Source organism: Povalibacter sp. (genome assembly GCF_036735925.1).
Taxonomy (GTDB): domain Bacteria; phylum Pseudomonadota; class Gammaproteobacteria; order Steroidobacterales; family Steroidobacteraceae; genus Steroidobacter.
In genome coordinates this window covers 114,868-132,689 of record NZ_DAINNK010000004.1, presented here as the reverse complement: position 1 = coordinate 132,689, position 17,822 = coordinate 114,868, and the positions used below count along the sequence as shown (strand labels likewise).

General features: G+C 64.7%; 19 protein-coding genes. 12 read left to right on the top strand and 7 right to left on the bottom strand.

The genetic code is table 11. From position 1 onward, the window contains the following. Positions 1-154 precede the first annotated feature (154 nt). Positions 155-2,578, bottom strand: coding sequence for a HEAT repeat domain-containing protein (locus V7D81_RS02825; protein WP_324314330.1), 2,424 nt, complete (start codon positions 2,576-2,578; stop codon positions 155-157). Positions 2,579-2,932: 354 nt separating this feature from the next. Here V7D81_RS02825 and apbC point away from each other — a divergent pair, with 354 nt between their 5' ends. Together apbC and dcd are read left to right on the top strand one after the other, a co-directional pair. Then, complete coding sequence (apbC, locus tag V7D81_RS02820) at positions 2,933-4,027, top strand: iron-sulfur cluster carrier protein ApbC (RefSeq protein WP_324314329.1); 1,095 nt, start codon at positions 2,933-2,935, stop codon at positions 4,025-4,027. A 65-nt stretch (positions 4,028-4,092) separates the two neighbouring features. Next, positions 4,093-4,656 carry a dCTP deaminase gene (gene dcd / locus V7D81_RS02815; protein WP_324314327.1) on the top strand — a complete coding sequence of 188 codons (564 nt, stop codon included), beginning with the start codon at positions 4,093-4,095 and terminating at the stop codon, positions 4,654-4,656. Positions 4,657-4,758: 102 nt separating this feature from the next. Here the strand turns inward: dcd and V7D81_RS02810 are convergent, their stop codons facing one another. The 3 genes from V7D81_RS02810 to purM all read right to left on the bottom strand — a co-directional run bounded on the left by V7D81_RS02810 (position 4,759) and on the right by purM (position 7,250). Next, complete coding sequence (locus V7D81_RS02810) at positions 4,759-5,430, bottom strand: DUF3108 domain-containing protein (protein WP_442958329.1); 672 nt, start codon at positions 5,428-5,430, stop codon at positions 4,759-4,761. Positions 5,431-5,544: 114 nt separating this feature from the next. Beyond that, positions 5,545-6,222 (bottom strand): phosphoribosylglycinamide formyltransferase, encoded by a 678-nt coding sequence (gene purN, locus V7D81_RS02805; RefSeq protein ID WP_324314324.1) that lies wholly within the window; start codon positions 6,220-6,222, stop codon positions 5,545-5,547. Continuing rightward, the gene (gene purM, locus V7D81_RS02800) at positions 6,219-7,250 is read right to left on the bottom strand and encodes a phosphoribosylformylglycinamidine cyclo-ligase (RefSeq protein ID WP_324314322.1); all 1,032 of its coding nucleotides are present in this window, start codon (positions 7,248-7,250) and stop codon (positions 6,219-6,221) included. The genes purN and purM overlap by 4 nt, the downstream gene beginning before the upstream one ends. A gap of 164 nt (positions 7,251-7,414) precedes the next feature. Between purM and V7D81_RS02795 the strand changes: the two genes are divergently transcribed. From V7D81_RS02795 to hda, 3 genes are read left to right on the top strand one after another with little or no spacing between them, the layout of a single operon-like run. Then, a complete protein-coding gene (locus V7D81_RS02795; protein WP_324314321.1) occupies positions 7,415-8,395 on the top strand; it encodes a DUF2066 domain-containing protein in 981 nt (326 codons plus the stop codon). Between the two features lie 28 nt (positions 8,396-8,423). Next, positions 8,424-9,002 carry a CDP-alcohol phosphatidyltransferase family protein gene (locus V7D81_RS02790; protein WP_324314319.1) on the top strand — a complete coding sequence of 193 codons (579 nt, stop codon included), beginning with the start codon at positions 8,424-8,426 and terminating at the stop codon, positions 9,000-9,002. Next, positions 8,999-9,694 (top strand): DnaA regulatory inactivator Hda, encoded by a 696-nt coding sequence (gene hda, locus V7D81_RS02785; protein WP_324314318.1) that lies wholly within the window; start codon positions 8,999-9,001, stop codon positions 9,692-9,694. Before V7D81_RS02790 ends, hda begins: the two co-directional genes overlap by 4 nt. A gap of 1 nt (position 9,695) precedes the next feature. Here the strand turns inward: hda and V7D81_RS02780 are convergent, their stop codons facing one another. Next, complete coding sequence (locus V7D81_RS02780; RefSeq protein ID WP_324314361.1) at positions 9,696-10,046, bottom strand: DUF2069 domain-containing protein; 351 nt, start codon at positions 10,044-10,046, stop codon at positions 9,696-9,698. Between the two features lie 5 nt (positions 10,047-10,051). After that, a complete protein-coding gene (gene wrbA, locus V7D81_RS02775) occupies positions 10,052-10,645 on the bottom strand; it encodes an NAD(P)H:quinone oxidoreductase (protein WP_324314317.1) in 594 nt (197 codons plus the stop codon). A 173-nt stretch (positions 10,646-10,818) separates the two neighbouring features. Here wrbA and V7D81_RS02770 point away from each other — a divergent pair, with 173 nt between their 5' ends. Continuing rightward, positions 10,819-11,136, top strand: a complete 318-nt coding sequence (locus tag V7D81_RS02770) for a DUF4398 domain-containing protein (protein WP_324314315.1) — start codon at positions 10,819-10,821, stop codon at positions 11,134-11,136. Between the two features lie 31 nt (positions 11,137-11,167). Next, entirely contained in the window at positions 11,168-11,455 is a 288-nt protein-coding gene (locus V7D81_RS02765; protein WP_324314314.1) for an acylphosphatase, read from the top strand. 190 nt (positions 11,456-11,645) lie between these two features. On the opposite strand, the gene V7D81_RS02760 is transcribed toward V7D81_RS02765, so the two are convergent. Next, positions 11,646-12,212: a transglycosylase SLT domain-containing protein gene (locus V7D81_RS02760; protein ID WP_324314312.1), complete on the bottom strand. Its 567-nt coding sequence runs from the start codon at positions 12,210-12,212 to the stop codon at positions 11,646-11,648. Between the two features lie 189 nt (positions 12,213-12,401). On the opposite strand from V7D81_RS02760, the gene pssA reads away from it, so the two are divergent. The 5 genes from pssA (at position 12,402) to V7D81_RS02735 (ending at position 17,676) form a co-directional block, all read left to right on the top strand. After that, positions 12,402-13,214 (top strand): CDP-diacylglycerol--serine O-phosphatidyltransferase, encoded by an 813-nt coding sequence (gene pssA / locus V7D81_RS02755; protein ID WP_324314310.1) that lies wholly within the window; start codon positions 12,402-12,404, stop codon positions 13,212-13,214. A gap of 3 nt (positions 13,215-13,217) precedes the next feature. Beyond that, positions 13,218-14,024, top strand: a complete 807-nt coding sequence (locus tag V7D81_RS02750; protein WP_324314309.1) for a uracil-DNA glycosylase — start codon at positions 13,218-13,220, stop codon at positions 14,022-14,024. Further along, positions 14,021-14,527 carry a ribosomal protein S18-alanine N-acetyltransferase gene (gene rimI / locus V7D81_RS02745; protein ID WP_324314308.1) on the top strand — a complete coding sequence of 169 codons (507 nt, stop codon included), beginning with the start codon at positions 14,021-14,023 and terminating at the stop codon, positions 14,525-14,527. Before V7D81_RS02750 ends, rimI begins: the two co-directional genes overlap by 4 nt. Before the next feature lie 113 nt (positions 14,528-14,640). Beyond that, complete coding sequence (locus V7D81_RS02740) at positions 14,641-16,236, top strand: peptide chain release factor 3 (protein WP_324314307.1); 1,596 nt, start codon at positions 14,641-14,643, stop codon at positions 16,234-16,236. A 156-nt stretch (positions 16,237-16,392) separates the two neighbouring features. Beyond that, positions 16,393-17,676 carry an MFS transporter gene (locus V7D81_RS02735; RefSeq protein WP_324314306.1) on the top strand — a complete coding sequence of 428 codons (1,284 nt, stop codon included), beginning with the start codon at positions 16,393-16,395 and terminating at the stop codon, positions 17,674-17,676. The last annotated feature ends 146 nt before the right edge of the window (positions 17,677-17,822 follow it).

Below are 17,822 nucleotides of genomic sequence, written 5' to 3'. Positions count from 1 at the left end.
GTCTGCCGACAGACTACAGTGAAGCTGCCGCAATTCGCCAGACTTGAGGCCGGATCGCGGCCTTCGATCTGGCTGTAGGTCAGGCTTTAGCCTGACTTGCTTCGTGAAGAGGCCGGCTGAAGCCGGCCCCACAGAAGAGGGGGAAGAGGCTTTGCTACAGCGCCTTTTCCAGCGCCAGGCGCATCTCATCCATGCTCTGGAAGCGCTTCTGCTTGTCGACCGCCATCGCCTTCACGACGATGTCGGCAAGCGGCTTGGGCAATGAGGGATTTACCTCAAGCGGCGACCGGGCCTTGCCCTGCACGTGCTGGTACATGACGGACATGTGATCGCCGCGGCTGTAGGGCGGCTGGCCCGTGACCATTTCGTAGAGGATGACGCCGAGACTGTAGATGTCGGCGCGCTCGTCGACCTTCTTGCCCAGGATCTGCTCCGGCGCCATGTATTTCGGCGAGCCGATGACGTAGCCGGTCTTGGTGAGCTGCGTGTCGCCTTCCTTGTGCGCGGCGGCGACGCCGAAGTCCACGATCTTGAGCAGGCCTTCGTTGTTGATCAGCACGTTCGCGGGTTTCAGATCGCGATGCACGATGCCAGCCTGGTGCGCGACCGTCATGCCCGTGGCGATGTCGATGCCGTACTGCACGGCGCGGCGCAGGTCGAGCGGCTTTTCGTTGACGATCTCGCTGCCCAGCGTGTGCGACGGGAAATACTCCATCGAAATGGCGTAGTTGCCGCGCATGAACAGGAAGTCGTAGATGCGGATGACGTTGCGGTGCGTGATCTTGCGCGAGTAGCGCAGCTCGTGCACGAAGCGCTTCATCATCTCCTCGTCCTGCGACACGTTCGGGTTCAGGAACTTGAGGATCAGGCGTTCTTCGACGACGGTGTCTTCGACCAGCAGCACGGTGCCGAAGGCGCCCTTGCCGATCTTTTCGATGTACTTGTAGCGGCCTTCGAGGATTTCGCCGGGTTTCAGCGCGGCGATGTCGAGGCGCGCGGTGCCGATCGCCGATTCCTCGGCCTTCTTGATGACGGCATCGACGTCGCCCTTCTCGATGAGCAGCGTGCGTGCTGCGGCGGGCGTTTCCGCCGGAGCGCCCGGACGCGTGACGCGGGTCTGGGCCTGTGCGGCAATGGCGCTGCTGGCGTAGCGGCCGTCGATGTCGTCGACGGCCTGGATCGCGGCGTTGACGAGCGTCTGGTCCGTCGCGGTCGTGGTGATCGAATGAATGCGGCTGCGCACCGTGTCGGCGCGCTTGTCGTCGGCCAGGCGCGCCAGCGCATTGATGGCCTCGACCTTGATCTCCTTTTCCGGCCGGTCGAGCAGCTTCACCATCTGATCGACGACGCGCGCGTCGCCGATCTTGCCGAGCGCGCGGATGACCGCCGGGAGCGCGCGGGCATTGTCGGAATTCATGATCTCCAGCAGCACCGGCACCGCGCGCTTGCTGCCGATCTCGCCGAGGGCATCGATGGCGCGCTCGCTCACCCACCAGTCCTTGTCCTTGGTGGCTTCGAGCAGGAAGTTGACGGCGCGCTCGTCCTTGGTCTGGTTCAGGATCTCGATCGCGGCGCGGCGGACTTCCTCGTCCTCGTCCTTGATGAGTTCGATGACGGCGTCGACCACGCGCGGACCGCCGATCTTGCCGAGCGCGTCGGCGGCGCGCGTGCGCACCCACCAGTCGTCGTCCTTGATGACCTGCAGCAGGTGCTTGATGTCGCGCGAGGTGCCGAGGTGGTTCAGGACTTCGACGCCGGCGCGGCGGGCGTATTCGTTCTCGTCCTTCAGCACCTCGATCAGGTACTTCATCGTGTCCGGATCCTTGGCCCGGACGACGACGTCGATGGCGCGGTTCTGCACTTCGATGTCCGGATCGCGCAGCATGTGACAGACCGCGGCGATGTTGACGGGGCCGTCCATCTTGGCCAGTGCATTGAGCGCGGCCTGACGGATGAGCTTGTTGGAGTCGCGCAGCTGGGTCTGCAGCGCTGCCGACACGTCGGGCCGGTTGAAGCGCGAGAGGATGCCGATGATGTGCATCCGCGCGGTCGAGTCCTTGCCGTCGATGCGGCTGATGAGTTCGGGTACGGACGCGGCGTCCGTCAGCTCGCCGATGATGCGGAACAGGGCGGCCTTTTCGTTGGCTTCCTGGTTGTAGGCGTGCTGCAGCAGTTCGCGGACGCTGAAACGGTTCTTCTGGGCGGCGATGATCTCGATCACGGCCGGCTTGGAAACGTCTTCGCGGGAGAGCAGGTCGATCAGCAGCGATGAGCTGTAGTTGGTGCTGGCCGTGAGCGCCCACCCGACCGCGGCGATCGTGCGCGGGCTGCCGTCGATGAGACCCTGCGCCAGCAGCGGGAACGACTTGTTGTCGACCAGCTGCGCGAGGATTTCGACGTACGCGGCGGTTTCCTTCTTGTCCGCGGCGGCGACGGTGTCGAGGATTTTCGGGATGGCACCGGGACCGATCTTCGCCAGCTTCTGGAACGCCTTCTGGGCGTCCGGATGCAGCGGATCGCCGATGTTCCTGATCTCCGCAATCAGGCGTTCGGCTTTCAGGTCGGAAAAGAAACTCATCGAGTCGTCTCGGTATCCTTCGCGCTGCTGACCGGCCTTGGAGTGCGACTCTGATTCGCCCCGGTTTCTTGAGCCAGATCCTCGCGAGCGTAACCGCCTCTGGCTGGGGCGAAAATGAACCTTTTGTCCGGTGCATTAACGCGTTGCGCGGCATTATGCCATGTCTGCTGCGCAGCAACTCCTCAGGAAACATGAGAATTTCCCCGAATCCGGGAGATTCGTCACTCTTGCAATCGCGGGTCGGTGCGCCTGCGGTCTCGATTACAATGCGCGCCCGCCGCGATCCGGCTTTACTCGGTGCACAGGCACGCGACGAAGCCACTTCTGCGGCAGATTCCGTAACGGGACGATTGCATGACGACTGAGCGAGACGTGGCGGTGCGCCACCTTGTCGAATCCTTTCGCGAGCCGTACCTCGGCATGGAACTGGGGGCTGCGGGCGCCGTGGTCGGCGTCGCTGCCTCGCAGCCCGATGTCAACGTGCAGTTGCGGCTGGGTTTCCCGGCGAAGCGCTACGGCGCCGAACTGGCGAAGTCCTTGGGCGAGCGCATTCGCAGCCTGGACTGGGTGCGCTCCGTCGACGTGCAGGTCGACTGGCGCGTGGAGTCCCAGGCGGCCCAGGGCAACCTGCGCCCGGTCCAGTCGATCCGCAACATCATCGCCGTCGCCTCGGGCAAGGGTGGGGTGGGCAAGTCCACGACCGCTGCCAATCTCGCGCTCGCCCTCGCGCAGGAAGGGGCCGCGGTCGGGTTGCTCGATGCGGACATCTACGGTCCCAGTCAGCCGCGCATGATGGGGCTGGAGGGCGAGCGGCCCGTCAGCCCCGATCAGAAATCGATGCTGGCGCCCGAGGCGCATGGCATCAAGGTCATGTCGATCGGCTTCCTGATCGACGAAGAACAGCCGATGGTGTGGCGCGGGCCGATGGTCACGCAGGCGCTGGTGCAGCTGCTCGAAACCACACGCTGGGGCGAACTCGATTATCTGATCGTCGACATGCCGCCGGGCACCGGTGACACGCAGCTGACGCTGTCGCAGCGCGTGCCGGTCAGCGGCGCCGTCATCGTCACGACGCCGCAGGACATCGCGCTGCTCGATGCGCGCAAGGGGCTGCGCATGTTCCAGAAGGTGGAGGTGCCGGTGCTCGGGATCGTCGAGAACATGAGCACCCACGTCTGCTCGAACTGCGGTCACGAGGAACATATCTTCGGTGCCGGCGGCGGGCGTCGCATGGCCGAACAGTACGGCGTCGAACTGCTGGGCGAACTGCCGCTGGACATCCGCATCCGCGAGCAGATGGACAGCGGCACACCGACAGTAGTCGCCGATCCGGACGGCTCGCTGGCGCACGCCTACTTCGATTTCGCCCGCAAGACCGCGGCCCAGCTGGCCCGCCGATCGCTGTCCGCGGCTCCGGCGTTCCCGTCGATCCAGATCGAAGACACCTGATACCCGTTGACCGTCGTCTGCGCCCTCGTCACTCTCGCCACCTTCGTTACCTTCGTCACTCCTCTATGAGCATCAAATCCGACCGCTGGATCCGTCGCATGGCCGCCCAGGGCATGATCGAACCGTACGAGCCGGGGCAGGTCCGCGTCGCCAACGGCGGCAAGATCGTTTCCTACGGCACCTCGAGCTACGGCTACGACGTGCGTTGCGCGAACGAGTTCAAGGTGTTCACCAACATCAACTCGACCATCGTCGATCCCAAGAACTTTGATTCGGCCAGCTTCGTCGACCAGGTGTCGGACGTGTGCATCATTCCGCCGAATTCATTCGCGCTGGCCCGCACGGTCGAATATTTCCGCATTCCGCGCAGCGTGCTGACGATCTGCCTCGGCAAGTCGACCTACGCGCGCTGCGGCATCATCGTCAACGTGACGCCGCTGGAACCGGAGTGGGAAGGGCACGTGACGCTCGAATTCTCGAACACCACGACGTTGCCGGCGAAGATCTACGCCAATGAAGGCGTGGCGCAGATGCTGTTCCTGGAATCGGACGAAGTCTGCGAGACCTCATACAAGGATCGCGGCGGGAAATACCAGGGCCAGCGCGGCGTGACGCTGCCGAAGACCTGACTCGCTCTTGCTGTGGGGCCGGCTTCAGCCGGCCTTTGAAGAAGTCAGGCTGAAGCCTGACCTACAGTCAGAGGCCGGCTGAAGCCGGCCCCACAGCAGGAATCAAGGCCCGGTTTTCTCGACGCTCAGCAGCGTCATCACCGTCTCGACCTTTCCCTTGCGGATCTGCTCGGCACGGGCCGGCAGGTAGTCCAGCGATGGCACATGCCAGACGCGCGAGAGCCGGTTCGAATTGGCGCGCGTGCTTTCGTAGACGACGGTCTGCAGCGGGCCGAGTTTCGATTGCACCGTTTCTGATTGGCCGCGCGTGTAGGTGTAGTGGCGGATGCTGTCGCCGTTCACCATGGCGATCGTCCCCGGTTCCGCGCCGCCGGCCAGTGCGGCCATCACACCGATCTGGATCGACAGCCGGTCCTGCATTCCCGGCTCCAGTGCCAGCTTCACCGGCTCCCCTTCGTAGGTGCCGCTCACGGTATTGGCGTTCCAGTCGAACTGCAGCTTGCCGTCGCCTTTGGCGCCCGAGCGGCCGTCATTGGCTTCCCAGGAGAGCGGACGCAATCCCTGCGGGGTCAGTTCCAGCGTCGTGCGTTCGAAGGCATCGGAGCTGATGACGAATCGCGCCAGGGCCGAGGGGCTGGCGCGGGTTTCGAAGACGTAACGGTTCTGGCCTTCGTGCCGCCATTCCATGCGCAGCGTGCCGCCGCTGAGGCCGCGAAACGTGACGGCGTAAGTGGCGACGAACGGTTGCGGCACCGTCGGCTGGGCGTGGGACATCATTGCGAGCAGGAGCAATGCGCAGCCCGCGAAGGTCTGGCGAAGGAAGCCGGAAACATCGTGCCGCAATTCATTCTCCTTGCAGTGACCCGCATCCGGAGTCTGGAGGCGGCGTCAGGACGCGATGACGACCGGTGTCCGCAGCGCCTGTCCGTCCAGCCAGGGCTGTTCGCCCTTCAGTTCCAGCCGTCCGCGCGCAAACCAGTCGATCGCCTGGGGATAGATGCTGTGTTCCTGCCGCTGAACTCGTGCTGAAAGCGTGGCTTCCGTATCGGAGGCCAGCACCGGAACCGTCGTCTGGATAATGACCGGACCGCCGTCGAGTTCCTCGGTGACGAAATGCACGCTGACGCCGTGAACCGTGTCGCCTGCTTCGAGGGCGCGTCGATGCGTGTGCAGCCCACGGTATTTCGGCAGCAGCGACGGATGGATGTTGAGGATCCTGCCGGCAAACGGCCCGATGAAATTCGGCGTGAGGATGCGCATGAAGCCGGCCAGCACCACCAGTCGCGGCGCATGGGATTTCACCAGCGCAGCCAGTGCGGTGTCGTAGGCAGGTCGATCGGCAAAGCCTTTCGGTGACAGTGCGGCGGTCGGCAGGCCCAGGCTCGCGGCGAGCGCGAGTCCGGCGGCCTCGGGCCGATCGCTGATGACGGCGCGGATCTCGATGGGCAACTCGCCGCTGGCTGCGCGTTGCGCGATTGCCTGCATGTTGCTGCCGCGACCGGAGATGAGGATCACGACGGGAAGGCGCGATTCGCTCGTGCCGTTCCCCGAAGTCGATGGCGTCATCCGTGAATGACCACGCCACCATCGCCGCGCCGGATCTCGCCGATGACGACGGGCTGTTCACCGTGATCGCGCAGTAGTCTGAGCGCCTTGTCGACGTGCTCGGCCGCCACCGTCACGGTCATGCCGATGCCGCAGTTGAAGGTTCGATACATCTCCGCCGCGGCGATGCTGCCGGTCTTCTGCAGCCAGTCGAACACTTCCGGCCGCTGCCAGGCCTGGGCGCTGAGCAGCACTTCGAGACCGGCCGGAATCACGCGCGGAATGTTTTCCGTGAGTCCACCGCCGGTGATGTGCGCGAAACCGCGCACCGGCACGGCCTTCGCGAGCGCCAGCAACGGCTTCACGTAAATGCGCGTTGGGGCGAGCAGTGCGTCGTAGAGCAGGCCGCTGCCGAGTTTGGTGGCGGGCGTCGCCTTGCCGACCTGCAGCAGTTTGCGGATCAGTGAATAGCCGTTCGAATGCGGACCGGAGGAGGGCAGTCCGAGCAGCACGTCGCCGGGGCGCGTGCGACTGCCGTCGATGATGCCGTCCTTCTCGACGATGCCGACGCAGAATCCCGCGAGATCGTAATCGCCGGCGGCATACATGCCGGGCATTTCTGCCGTTTCGCCGCCGATCAGCGCGGCGCCGGCCTGCACGCAACCTTCGACGATGCCTTTGATGACGGACTCCGCGACGTCGATGCTGAGCTTGCCGGTCGCGTAGTAGTCGAGGAAGAACAGCGGCTCGGCGCCCTGCACGACCACGTCGTTGGCGCACATGGCGACGAGATCGATGCCGATCGTGTCGTGACGGCCGGTGTCGATGGCGAGGCGCAGCTTCGTGCCGACGCCGTCGGTGCCCGAGACCAGCACCGGCCTCTTGTAGCGGTCGACAGGAATTTCGAACAGCGCCCCGAATCCGCCCAGACCCGCCAGCACCTCGGGCCGCATGGAGCGCTTCACGGCCGGCTTGATGCGCTCGACCAGTTCGTCTCCGGCCTCGATGTCCACGCCGGCGTCTTTGTAGGTGATCGAATCGGAAGACATTGAAACCTCGCGATGATGGCTGCGGCGCACGCCCTTGCGGGGAGTTCGGGCTGCCGGGGGACTGCCGGGTATGAAATCGGCGTGTGGTATTTTACACGGCCACATCCTCCAGGCGGAGCCGCCGACCGTTTTCGATGCGCCCGACGAGTCCTTTCAGAAGCCGGTTGTTTTCCTTGATCGTGCTGTTCGTGGCCGGGCCGGCCTTTGCCGTCACGGTTCCCGATCTGTACGAGGCCTCGGTGCCGGTCACGTCGAATCGCGATGCCGCCTTCGTCGATGCGCTGCGCACGGTAGTGATTCGTGTGAGCGGCCGTGCCGATGCCGCAGCGCGTCTCGGTGGGGCGCTCAACAATCCCCGGCAGTACGCCCAGCGTTTCGGCTTTACGTCCGACAACATCCTGCAGGTCGCCTTCGATGACGTGTCCGTCGATCGCCTGCTGACCGAGGCCGGGCTGCCGGTCTGGGGGCGCGAGCGGCCGGCGACGCTGGTGTTGCTGAACGTGACGACGGCCGGCGGTTCGTCCTACTGGATCGATGCATCGGCCAGCTCCGCTGAGCGCGAAGCCATTGCCAGAGCCGCGCGGGTACGCGGTGTGCCCATCGTCTGGCCGGACATGACGACCCAGGACCGCACCCAGATCAATGCGGATGCCGCAGCCACCGGCGGCGACACCGCGGCGTTGCTGCAGACGGCGTCGCGCTACAACGCCAATGCTGCGCTGCTTGGAACGGCACGCAGCGATGGCGCCGGCGGACTGTCGGTGCGCTGGACCCTGGCGTCGGCCGACGGCACGGCAAATTCCAGCGGTTCGCTCGAAGACGGCATCAATCTCGCCGCCGATACGTTCGCCCGCGTGTATTCCGCTTCCGGGACGACTGTCGACAATCTCACCGTCGAGGTCTCCGGCATCAACACGCTGGGGGCCTATGCCACGACCCTGAACTATCTCGAAGGCCTGACGGTGGTGCGCGGGGTGGCCGTCGATCAGGTGCTGGGCGATACGCTCAGATTCCGCGTCGCCGTGCGTGGCGATGCGGCCACGCTGCGTCGGGCACTGGCGCTCGACGGCAGGCTCGTTCCGGCGACTGCGCTGGATACCCAACCGCAGTCCGCGGAGGGGCTGCGCTTCCGGTATCAGCCCTGAAGTTGCACGCAGCTACCGGCTACGACGGATGATGTTGCCCAGCCTGCGTTTCATTCCGAATGCACTGTGTTTCCTGCGGATGCTGCTGGTCATCCCGGTGGCCTGGCTGCTGTTCGAACATGAATTCCGCGCCACGCTGTGGCTGTTCGCCGTCGCCGCGGCCACCGACGGACTCGACGGTTTTCTGGCGAAGCGCTGCGGCTGGACGTCGGAACTGGGCAAGATCATCGATCCGCTGGCGGACAAGATCCTGCTGGTCGGCGTGTTCCTCACGCTTGCGATCATGGGGCTGATACCGCTGTGGCTCGCGATCGCGGCGATCGGACGCGATGTGATCATCACGGCCGGCGCCATTACCTACAACTCGCTGTTCGGCGACCTGCAGGGTCATCCGACCTGGATCAGCAAGCTCAACACGCTGTGCCAGATCCTGTTTCTGCTGCTGATCGTCGCAGCCCATGCCGTCGGCGATGTGCCGCAGACGGCCGTCACGATTCTCGGCGCGCTGGTCTTCGTCACGACGGTGGTCAGCGGAATCGACTACGTGGTGACGTATTCGCGCAAGGCGATTGCCGTGAGTCGCCGCCGGCGCGGCCTGCCGGCGTGAGCGGCCAGCTCGCTCTCGGCCTGAAGCTGCGCGACAGTTCCGTTTTCGCGAGCTACTTCGCCGGCCGCAATCAGGCAACGGTCGATGCGCTGCGTGCCGCGGCGATCGGCGCGCCGCCCACGTGCCTGTTCCTGCATGGACCGACGGGCGGCGGCAAGACCCATCTGCTGCAGGCACTGTGCGCCGAGGCGTCGCAGCAGGGGTATTCCGTTGCCTACCTGCCGCTGGCGGATGTCATGAGCATGGGGCCCGAACTGCTGTCGGGATGCGGAGAGATTGCGTGTGTCTGCATCGATGATGTCGAAGTCATCGCTGCGCAGCCGGCGTGGGAGCGGGCGCTGTTTCGTCTCCATCAGCAGCTCGACGAGCGTCAGGGCCGCCTCGTGGTTTCGTCGTCCCGTCCGCCTGCGGCGAGCGGCATCGAACTCGCCGACCTGCGTTCGCGTCTCGGCGGCGGACTGGTGCTGAGCCTGCAACCGCTCGATGAAACCGAACAGATCGCCGCCCTGCAGTTGCGCGCACAGATCCGCGGCTTCGACCTGCCGCTCGATACCGCGCAATACCTGCTGCGTCGTCTGCCGCGCGACATGGCCTCGCTGTGCGCGTTTCTCGACGAACTGGATGAAGCCTCGCTCGCCGCGCAGCGCCGGCTGACCGTGCCGTTCGTGCGCGAGATCGTCGACGCGCGCTGATTCAGCGCGGTCGCGTGGCTCGCAGATACGCGATCAGCGCCACGAACAGCAGCAGCGCCAGCGCCAGACAGGCGCCGGACCAGAGCCGACCGTGCGGATTCGCAACCGATTCGGTCAGACCCATCACGAAGTAGGGAATCACGCACAGCGTCGCCCAGGCATACGTGCGCCGCTCGCGACGAACGAGTCCGCGAAGCGGCGCGCACAGCGGCAGTATCAGGACCAGCGCGAGTACGGCTCGTCCTGCCGAGAGTCCGGCGCTCAGCGTCCACGACACTACCAGCGCGATCAGCAGGCCGATCAGGGTCAGCGTCAGCAATCGCAGCGTTGCTGCGGCCTGCGGCTCGCCCATCGCACTCACGCGCGCAACTTCGCGGCGAATTCGGCGACGCGCCGCCCGAGCAGTTGCGCGAGCGTCTTTTCTTCGTCCGACAACTTCGGCTGCATCTCGCCGAGCGCCACGTGACTTGCGCCGTAGGGCGAACCGCCACTCGTCGTGTGGTTCAGCGCCGGCTCGGTGTAGGGAAGCCCGACGATGACCATGCCGTGATGAAGCAGCGGCAGCATCATGCTCAGCAACGTCGTCTCCTGACCGCCGTGCATGGTCTGTGTGGAGGTGAATACGGCCGCAGGCTTGTTGGCCAGCACGCCGCTGACCCACAGCGAACTCGTCCCGTCGAGAAAATGCTTGAGCGGCGCGGCCATGTTGCCGAAGCGCGTGGGACTGCCCAGCACCAGGCCGTCGCATTCGCGCAAGTCATCGTGCGTGACATAGGGCGGGCCTTCAGAAGGAATCGCGGGCTGCGGCTGTTCGATGCTCGTGACCACCGGCGGCACCGTGCGCAATCTCGCACGCGCGCCGTCGACCGATTCGATGCCGCGACACACCTGCCGCGCCAGTTCGGCGGTGCTGCCTTTGCGCGAATAAAACACGACGAGAACTTCGGTCACGCGAAGAAACTCCGGGAATGGTCTGCGAATTGCGATTCCTGTTGCTGCGCGCGGCCATCGATGTGGGTTGAGCGCAACGCAACAGCCTCTGCAGGCGTGCGGGATTGTATTCGGGGTCGCCTTGACGGTGTAGGCTCGCGTTGTTACGGTCGGGCGAAAATTCCAGCCCAATCATGGCGTACTCCTCACTGCCTGCAATGCTGCGCGGTCTGTTGCTGACACTGCTGTGTGCGGCGGCAGCCGGGTGTGCGGGCGCGCCGGCTCAGGAGATGAGCAATGCGCGTCAGGCCATCAAGGCAGCGCGCGATGCGGGGGCCGATCAGGTCGCGCCGCAGACACTGAACGAGGCGCAATCGCTGCTCGAACAGGCCGAAGCGAGTCTGCAGAAGGGCGACTACAAGGGTGCGCGCCGCAGCGCCGTGGCCGCGAAGGGGCGGGCCACCGAAGCGCTCAGCGCCGCACAGCCCGTCAATCGCAAGGAATCCGGCTGACGCCCGGACCGCTGCGTTCCCGTCACTGCGCATGCCCGTTCTCGTCGCAAGACGGTGTTTCGTTTCCGGCCGCGTCCAGGGCGTGTTCTATCGTGGCTCGACCCGCCAGAAAGCCATCGAACTCGGCCTGAGCGGCTACGCCCGCAATCTTCCGGACGGCCGCGTCGAAGTGCTCGCCGTGGGCGACGCGACCGCCGTCGTATCGCTCATCGACTGGCTCGCCATCGGCCCGCCGGCAGCGCATGTTTCCAACGTCGATGTGATCGAACTCGACCTGGATGCCATCGATGACGTGCCTGTCGGCTTTGCTACACGGTAGGAAAAGAAGGTTTCACACGGAGATCACGGAGGCCACGGAGGTCGGAAGGGAGAAGAGAATTTTCCACGGGGGAAGAATGGGAACACGGGGAAAGAAAATTTCTGCTCCGAGACCCCGTGCTCCCCGTGTCCCCCGTGGAAAATTCTCTTCTTCTGCTCCGTGTTCTCCGTGATCTCCGTGTGAAACCTTCCTAGTCGTACCGCCAGCGGTTCGCGAGTCGTTCGAGGACGAGATCGGAGTAGTTGCGGCGTCCGACGCTGCCGTTGTAGCGCGCGAGGGCGCGCGTGTAGTCGCCTTTCTCGCGATCCAGGTAGAACTTGAGGATCGTGCAGCCCATGCGGATGTTCTGCGGGATGCGCACGAGCTGTTCATTGGTCATGCCGAGCTGGCGTGGCCAGAACGGCATGATCTGCATCAGGCCGACTGCGCCGGCATGCGAGACGGCCCAGCGATCGAAGCGGCTTTCGACATCGATGACCGACATCACCAGTCCCGGCGGCAGGTTCAGACGCTTCGCCTCGCAGTGCACGTGATAGAGGATCTCGGTGCGCTCGGCCTGATCGGCAACGATGCGCTTGAGTTTCGGCTCCATCACCGCGTGCCAGACCTGCTGGTCGTACTTGTCTTCGAAGCATCTGTCTGCGGCGACCGCCTGCTGCAGCAACTTGCCGAGTTCTGGATCCTGCTGGCGATCTGCCAGCGCCACGCCGCTCACGGCGCAGAAGCAGGTCAGCAGAATGAAACGCAGCAAGGTCATGACGGGCTTTCCGGGCACTGAGTCTCGTTAGTTGTACGCGTCGCGGGCCGCACCCTATCATGTCGAAAACCGCTGCTGAACCGTCGCCGGTGCCGCTTTGTCGCAGGCCCGGATGCGGATCAGGCAGGAACTCACGTCACGAGTGGGCAATTCCCCCGGCAACAGCCTCGCGTTGGGATTCGATTCGAAATGAATGCAGAACGGGATTCGGGAGAACTGCCGCCGGCCGCCGATGAAGCGGTGCGTCCGGGCCGCGGCGTGTACTGGCTGCCGAACCTGCTGACCACCGGCACGCTGTTCGGCGGTTTCTATGCGATCGTCGCCGCCATCGACGGCAATTTTTCGCGCGCCGGGACGGCCGTCTTCATTGCCATGGTGTTCGACGGTCTCGACGGTCGCGTCGCGCGCTGGACCAACACACAAAGCGAGTTCGGCAAGGAATACGACAGCCTGTGCGACATGGTCGCCTTCGGCCTGGCGCCCGCCATCCTCGTGTACCAGTGGGGCATCGAACGCATCGCCGACTACGGCCAGTTCTGGGAACGCTTCGGCTGGCTTGCTGCGTTCTTCTACGCCGTCGCCGCGGGCCTGCGCCTGGCGCGATTCAATTCGCGCGCCGCGGTGGCAGACAAGCGCTATTTCGAAGGACTGCCGAGCCCGTCGGCGGCCGGCACGGTCGCAGGATTCATCTGGCTGGTCAGCGAAGTCGAAGTCGATAGCCTGGCGCGGCTGGTGCTCGCATTCATGGTATCGATCGTCGCGGGCGCACTGATGGTCAGCAAGTTCGCCTACTGGAGCGGCAAGGAGCTGAACCTGCGCGGCCGTATTCCCTGGGTGTACGCGCTGGTCATTCCGCTCATCTACGTGCTTGCATCACTGGCCCCGCAATTGTCCCTGGCGCCGCAACTGCTGCTGGCCTTCTTCGGTACCTATGCGATTTCCGGCCCTGTGGTCTGGGGCTGGCGCAAGCTGTTCCGCAAGAAGCGCCACGCCGAACACTGATCGATGGACTCGCGACGACTCAACTATCTGCGCGCGCTCGACATCGACGTCTGGCAACGGCGCGAGCTGCAGGCGACGCGTGCGGAACAGCCGCCAGCGGCTGCAGTCCCGGTCGTTGCACCGCCGACGGTTGCCGCTGCTCCCGTCCGACCGCCGCGGCCGGTCGCTGCAGCACCGAAAGTCGAGACCGTCGTACCGCTGCGTTCCATGCCGCGCGACGATGCCGTCGCGGCGATGGGCTGGGACGAACTCTTCAACGCCGTGCGCACCTGCACGAAGTGCCCGTTGCATGAAACCCGCACCCAGGGCGTGTTCGGTGTCGGCGATCGTCAGGCGCGCTGGATGATCATCGGCGAGGCGCCGGGTGCCGACGAGGACCGGCAGGGCGAACCCTTCGTCGGCCGCGCCGGGCAATTGCTGAACTCGATGCTGCGGGCCATGGGCCTGGCGCGCGAGCAGGTGTTCATTGCCAACATCCTCAAGTCGCGGCCGCCGGGCAATCGCGATCCCAGGCCCGACGAGGCCGCGGCCTGCCTGCCCTACCTGTTCCGCCAGATCGAACTGGTGAACCCCACGCTGCTGCTGTGCGTCGGCCGCATAGCCGCACAAACCCTGCTCGAAACCGACACGCCCATCGGTAAACTCCGCGGCAGGTTGCACACTCTGCCGTCGGGACGGCCGCTGATCGTGACGTACCACCCCGCCTATCTGCTGCGCAGTCCCGCCGAGAAGCGCAAATCCTGGGCCGACCTGGTGCTGGCCATGCAGACCTTCGAACGACTGTCGGATGCAGCGGGGCAGACGACGTGAGCGCCGAACCCGATCGCTCAGCGGGCTTGCGCGACGTACGGTTTCGTCCCATGACGATTCCGGACGTGCCGCTGGTCGGCGCGGTCGAGCAGGCGTCATACCAGTTTCCCTGGAGCGAAGGCGTGTTCCGCGACTGCGTGCGCGTCGGCTACCTGTGCCGGGTAGTCGAGTTCCGCGGCGAGATCGGCGGCTACGGCATCATGTCGTTCGGCGCGGGTGAGGCGCACATCCTCAATGTCTGCATCCGCAACGACCTGCGCGGCTACGGCGTCGGCCGACAGCTCATGAACTACCTGCTCGACCGGGCCCGCGACGAATACATGCAGGACGTCTTCCTCGAAGTCCGCCCGTCGAACAAGGTCGCCATGGGCCTGTACGAATCCATGGGTTTCGAGCGCATCGGCCAGCGCAAGGGCTACTACCAGGCCGTCGGCGGCCGCGAAGATGCCCTGATCTACAAACTGGCGCTGGAGCCGAAGAGCGCGATTGAAGGACGGCAGTAGCTTCTTGTTGTGGGGCCGGCTTCAGCCGGCCTTTCGGGGAGTCGTCAGGCTGAAGCCTGACCCACAGGAAGACCGGCTACAATGCGCGCCCCGCGCTTCCTGCCCGATGACCCATGCCCGAGCTGCAAGACGAAATCGCCCGTCGGCGTACCTTTGCGATCATTTCGCACCCCGACGCCGGCAAGACCACGCTCACGGAAAAGCTGCTGCTGTTCGGTGGCGCGATCCAGCTCGCCGGTACGGTGAAGGGCCGCAAGGCCGCGCGGCATGCGACCTCCGACTGGATGGCGCTGGAGCAGCAGCGCGGTATCTCGGTGACGTCGTCGGTGATGCAGTTTCCCTACGACGGCCGCATGGTGAACCTGCTCGACACGCCGGGTCACGAAGACTTCTCCGAAGACACCTATCGCACGCTGACCGCCGTCGACTCGGCGCTGATGGTCATCGACTGCGCCAAGGGCGTCGAAAACCGCACCATCAAGCTGATGGAAGTCTGCCGGCTGCGCGACACGCCGATCATGACCTTCATCAACAAACTCGATCGCGAAGGCCGCGAGCCGATGGAGCTGCTCGACGAGATCGAGAAGATCCTGAAAATTTCCTGCGCGCCGGTGACCTGGCCGATCGGCATGGGCCGCGACCTGCGCGGCATCTATCACCTGCTGGAAGACCGCATCTACATCTATCAGGCGGCGGAGAAGGGCCGGGCCGGTACGGTGGCGACGATCGACGGTCTCGACAGCGCCGAGGCGGGCGAATTCCTCGGCGATCGCGCGCAGGCCTTCCGCGATGAAGTCGAACTCGTGCGCGGCGCCGCGCCGGAGTTCTCGCGTGACGAATATCTCGCGGGCCGCCAGACGCCGGTGATGTTCGGTTCGGCCATCAACAACTTCGGTGTGACCGAACTGCTGGCGACGTTCGTCAAGAATGCGCCGGGTCCGCTGCCGCGCCCGACGACCTCGCGCACGGTCGATGCGCAGGAAGAAAAGCTCTCGGGCTTCGTCTTCAAGATCCAGGCGAACATGGATCCCGGCCATCGCGACCGTATCGCCTTCATGCGCATCTGCTCGGGCAAATACAGCAAGGGCATGCGCCTGTTCCACGTACGACTCGGCAAGGAAATGCGCATCAGCGACGCGCTCACCTTCCTCGCGGCGGACCGCCAGCACACCGACGAAGCCTTCGCCGGCGACATCCTCGGCCTGCACAATCACGGCACCATCAACATCGGCGACACCTTCACCGAAGGCGAGTCGATCATGTTCACCGGCATCCCGAACTTCGCGCCGGAAATGTTCCGCCGCGTCGTGCTGCGCGATCCGCTGCGCATGAAGGCGCTGCAGAAGGGCCTCGACCAGTTGTGCGAGGAAGGCGCCACGCAGGTGTTCCGCCCGCTGCGCAACAACGACCTCGTGCTCGGCGCCGTCGGCCAGCTGCAGTTCGACGTGGTCGCCTTCCGCCTGCAGGACGAATACAGCGTGCAGGCGACGTTCGACAACGTGAACGTGTTCACCGCCCGCTGGGTGTATTGCAACGATGCGAAGAAGCTCGAAGAGTTCCGCACCAAGGCCTACGACAACCTGGCGGTGGATCACTCCGGCGCGCTGGTCTACCTCGCGCCGACGCGCGTGAACCTGCAGCTCACGCTGGAACGCTGGCCGGATATCACGTTCCGCGAGACGCGCGAGCATCTGGCGGCTGCGGCGTAGGACTCGGGTATCGCCAAGAAGAAGAGGAATGGCCGCAAAAAGGCGCAGAACACACAAGGTCAGAAAAGAAATTCTTCTTACCTTTGTGTTCTTTTGCGTTTTTTTGCGGCCGTTATTTCTTTCTCAGTTGCTTGTGGTTAGTTCCGGAGCGCTCGATTGAAGACGAAGCTGCTGAACAAGAACGTCGTTGCCTGGGCGCTGTACGACTGGGGGAATTCGGCGTTTGCGACCACGGCGATGGTCGTGTTCTTTCCGGTGTTCTTCAAACAGTACTGGAGCGCCGAGGTGTCGGCGACCGAGAGCACGTTCTGGCTCGGTATCACCAACGGCGTGGCGAGTTTCCTGCTCGCGATCCTGGCGCCGCTGCTGGGCACGCTCGGTGATCGCGGCGGATCGCGCCTCAGATTCCTGCTGGGTTTCACGGTGCTCGGCGTCCTGTCCACGGCGGGACTGGGGCTGGTCGCGCAGGGGCAGTGGCAATGGGCCGCGGTGCTGTTCGCGCTGGGTTCGATCGGCTTCTGGGGCGGCATCATCTTCTATGACTCGCTGCTGATCGACGTCGCGCCGCGCGAGCGGCTCGATACGGTGTCGGGCATCGGCTATGCGGTCGGCTATCTCGGCGGCGGTGTGCTGCTGGCGATCAACGTCTGGATGACGCTCGATCCCAAGTTCTTCGGCTTCGCGGATGTCACGGCCGCCGTGAAGGCATCGTTCATCTCGGCCGCGGTGTGGTGGGGCGTGTTCGCGATTCCGATCTTTCTGGTCGTGCGCGAGCAGGCGGCGGCGCCCGGCGACCCGTCGCGCTCGACGTTGCGCCAGAGTTTCGCGGAGCTGGCGGCGACGGTGCGCGAGGTGCGCAAGTACCGCGCCATCGTGTTCTTCCTGCTGGCGTACTGGATGTACATCGACGGCGTGAACACGATCCAGAAAATGGCCGTGGACTACGGCCTCGCCATCGGCCTGGAATCATCGAGCCTCATCCAGGCCATCCTGATGGTGCAGTTCATCGGCTTTCCGGCGGCGCTGCTGTTCGGCTGGATCGGCCAGCGCATCAGCCCGATCGTCGGCATCTTCACCTGCATCGCCGTCTACGCGTGCGTGACGATCTACGGCACGCTGCTCGATACGGCAAAAGAGTTCTTCATCATGGCCGCCGCCACGGGCTGCGTGCAGGGCGGCATCCAGGCCCTCAGTCGCTCGTATTTCGGCAGCCTGATTCCGCCGGGTCGCACCGGCGAGTTCTTCGGCTTCTACAACATGATGAGCAAGTTCGCCGCCGTGCTGGGTCCGTTGCTGATGGGCGTCACGGCGCTGGTCACGGGCAATTCGCGTACGGCGATCCTGTCGATCGTCATCCTGTTCCTCGCGGGCGGGGCGCTGCTGGTCGTCGCCGCGCGCCAGCCGAAGTCCGTGGCAGGCTCCGTTCGAGCGGCCGAGTGAAGTCGGGAATGTGTCGGGCCAGTTGACATGTCCTTCCCGGTTCTCCCTGTCGATAGTTCGTATGTAATTGATACTAATGCAGAAATTATGCAGGGCACGCCCCATGCATTATCCAAGGCGGAACAAGAAACTCATTACCGAGGTAT

Bases quoted from the DNA above. Each gene is read 5' to 3' on its own strand.
- V7D81_RS02760 (WP_324314312.1), bottom strand. From the start codon at position 12,212: ATGACCTTGCTGCGTTTCATTCTGCTGACCTGCTTCTGCGCCGTGAGC.
- V7D81_RS02740 (WP_324314307.1), top strand. From the start codon at position 14,641: ATGCCCGAGCTGCAAGACGAAATCGCCCGTCGGCGTACCTTTGCGATC.
- purN (WP_324314324.1), bottom strand. From the start codon at position 6,222: ATGACGCCATCGACTTCGGGGAACGGCACGAGCGAATCGCGCCTTCCC.
- V7D81_RS02790 (WP_324314319.1), top strand. From the start codon at position 8,424: ATGATGTTGCCCAGCCTGCGTTTCATTCCGAATGCACTGTGTTTCCTG.
- V7D81_RS02780 (WP_324314361.1), bottom strand. From the start codon at position 10,046: ATGGGCGAGCCGCAGGCCGCAGCAACGCTGCGATTGCTGACGCTGACC.
- pssA (WP_324314310.1), top strand. From the start codon at position 12,402: ATGAATGCAGAACGGGATTCGGGAGAACTGCCGCCGGCCGCCGATGAA.
- V7D81_RS02750 (WP_324314309.1), top strand. From the start codon at position 13,218: ATGGACTCGCGACGACTCAACTATCTGCGCGCGCTCGACATCGACGTC.
- V7D81_RS02770 (WP_324314315.1), top strand. From the start codon at position 10,819: ATGGCGTACTCCTCACTGCCTGCAATGCTGCGCGGTCTGTTGCTGACA.
- dcd (WP_324314327.1), top strand. From the start codon at position 4,093: ATGAGCATCAAATCCGACCGCTGGATCCGTCGCATGGCCGCCCAGGGC.
- purM (WP_324314322.1), bottom strand. From the start codon at position 7,250: ATGTCTTCCGATTCGATCACCTACAAAGACGCCGGCGTGGACATCGAG.
- V7D81_RS02810 (WP_442958329.1), bottom strand. From the start codon at position 5,430: ATGTCCCACGCCCAGCCGACGGTGCCGCAACCGTTCGTCGCCACTTAC.
- V7D81_RS02765 (WP_324314314.1), top strand. From the start codon at position 11,168: ATGCCCGTTCTCGTCGCAAGACGGTGTTTCGTTTCCGGCCGCGTCCAG.
- apbC (WP_324314329.1), top strand. From the start codon at position 2,933: ATGACGACTGAGCGAGACGTGGCGGTGCGCCACCTTGTCGAATCCTTT.
- V7D81_RS02825 (WP_324314330.1), bottom strand. From the start codon at position 2,578: ATGAGTTTCTTTTCCGACCTGAAAGCCGAACGCCTGATTGCGGAGATC.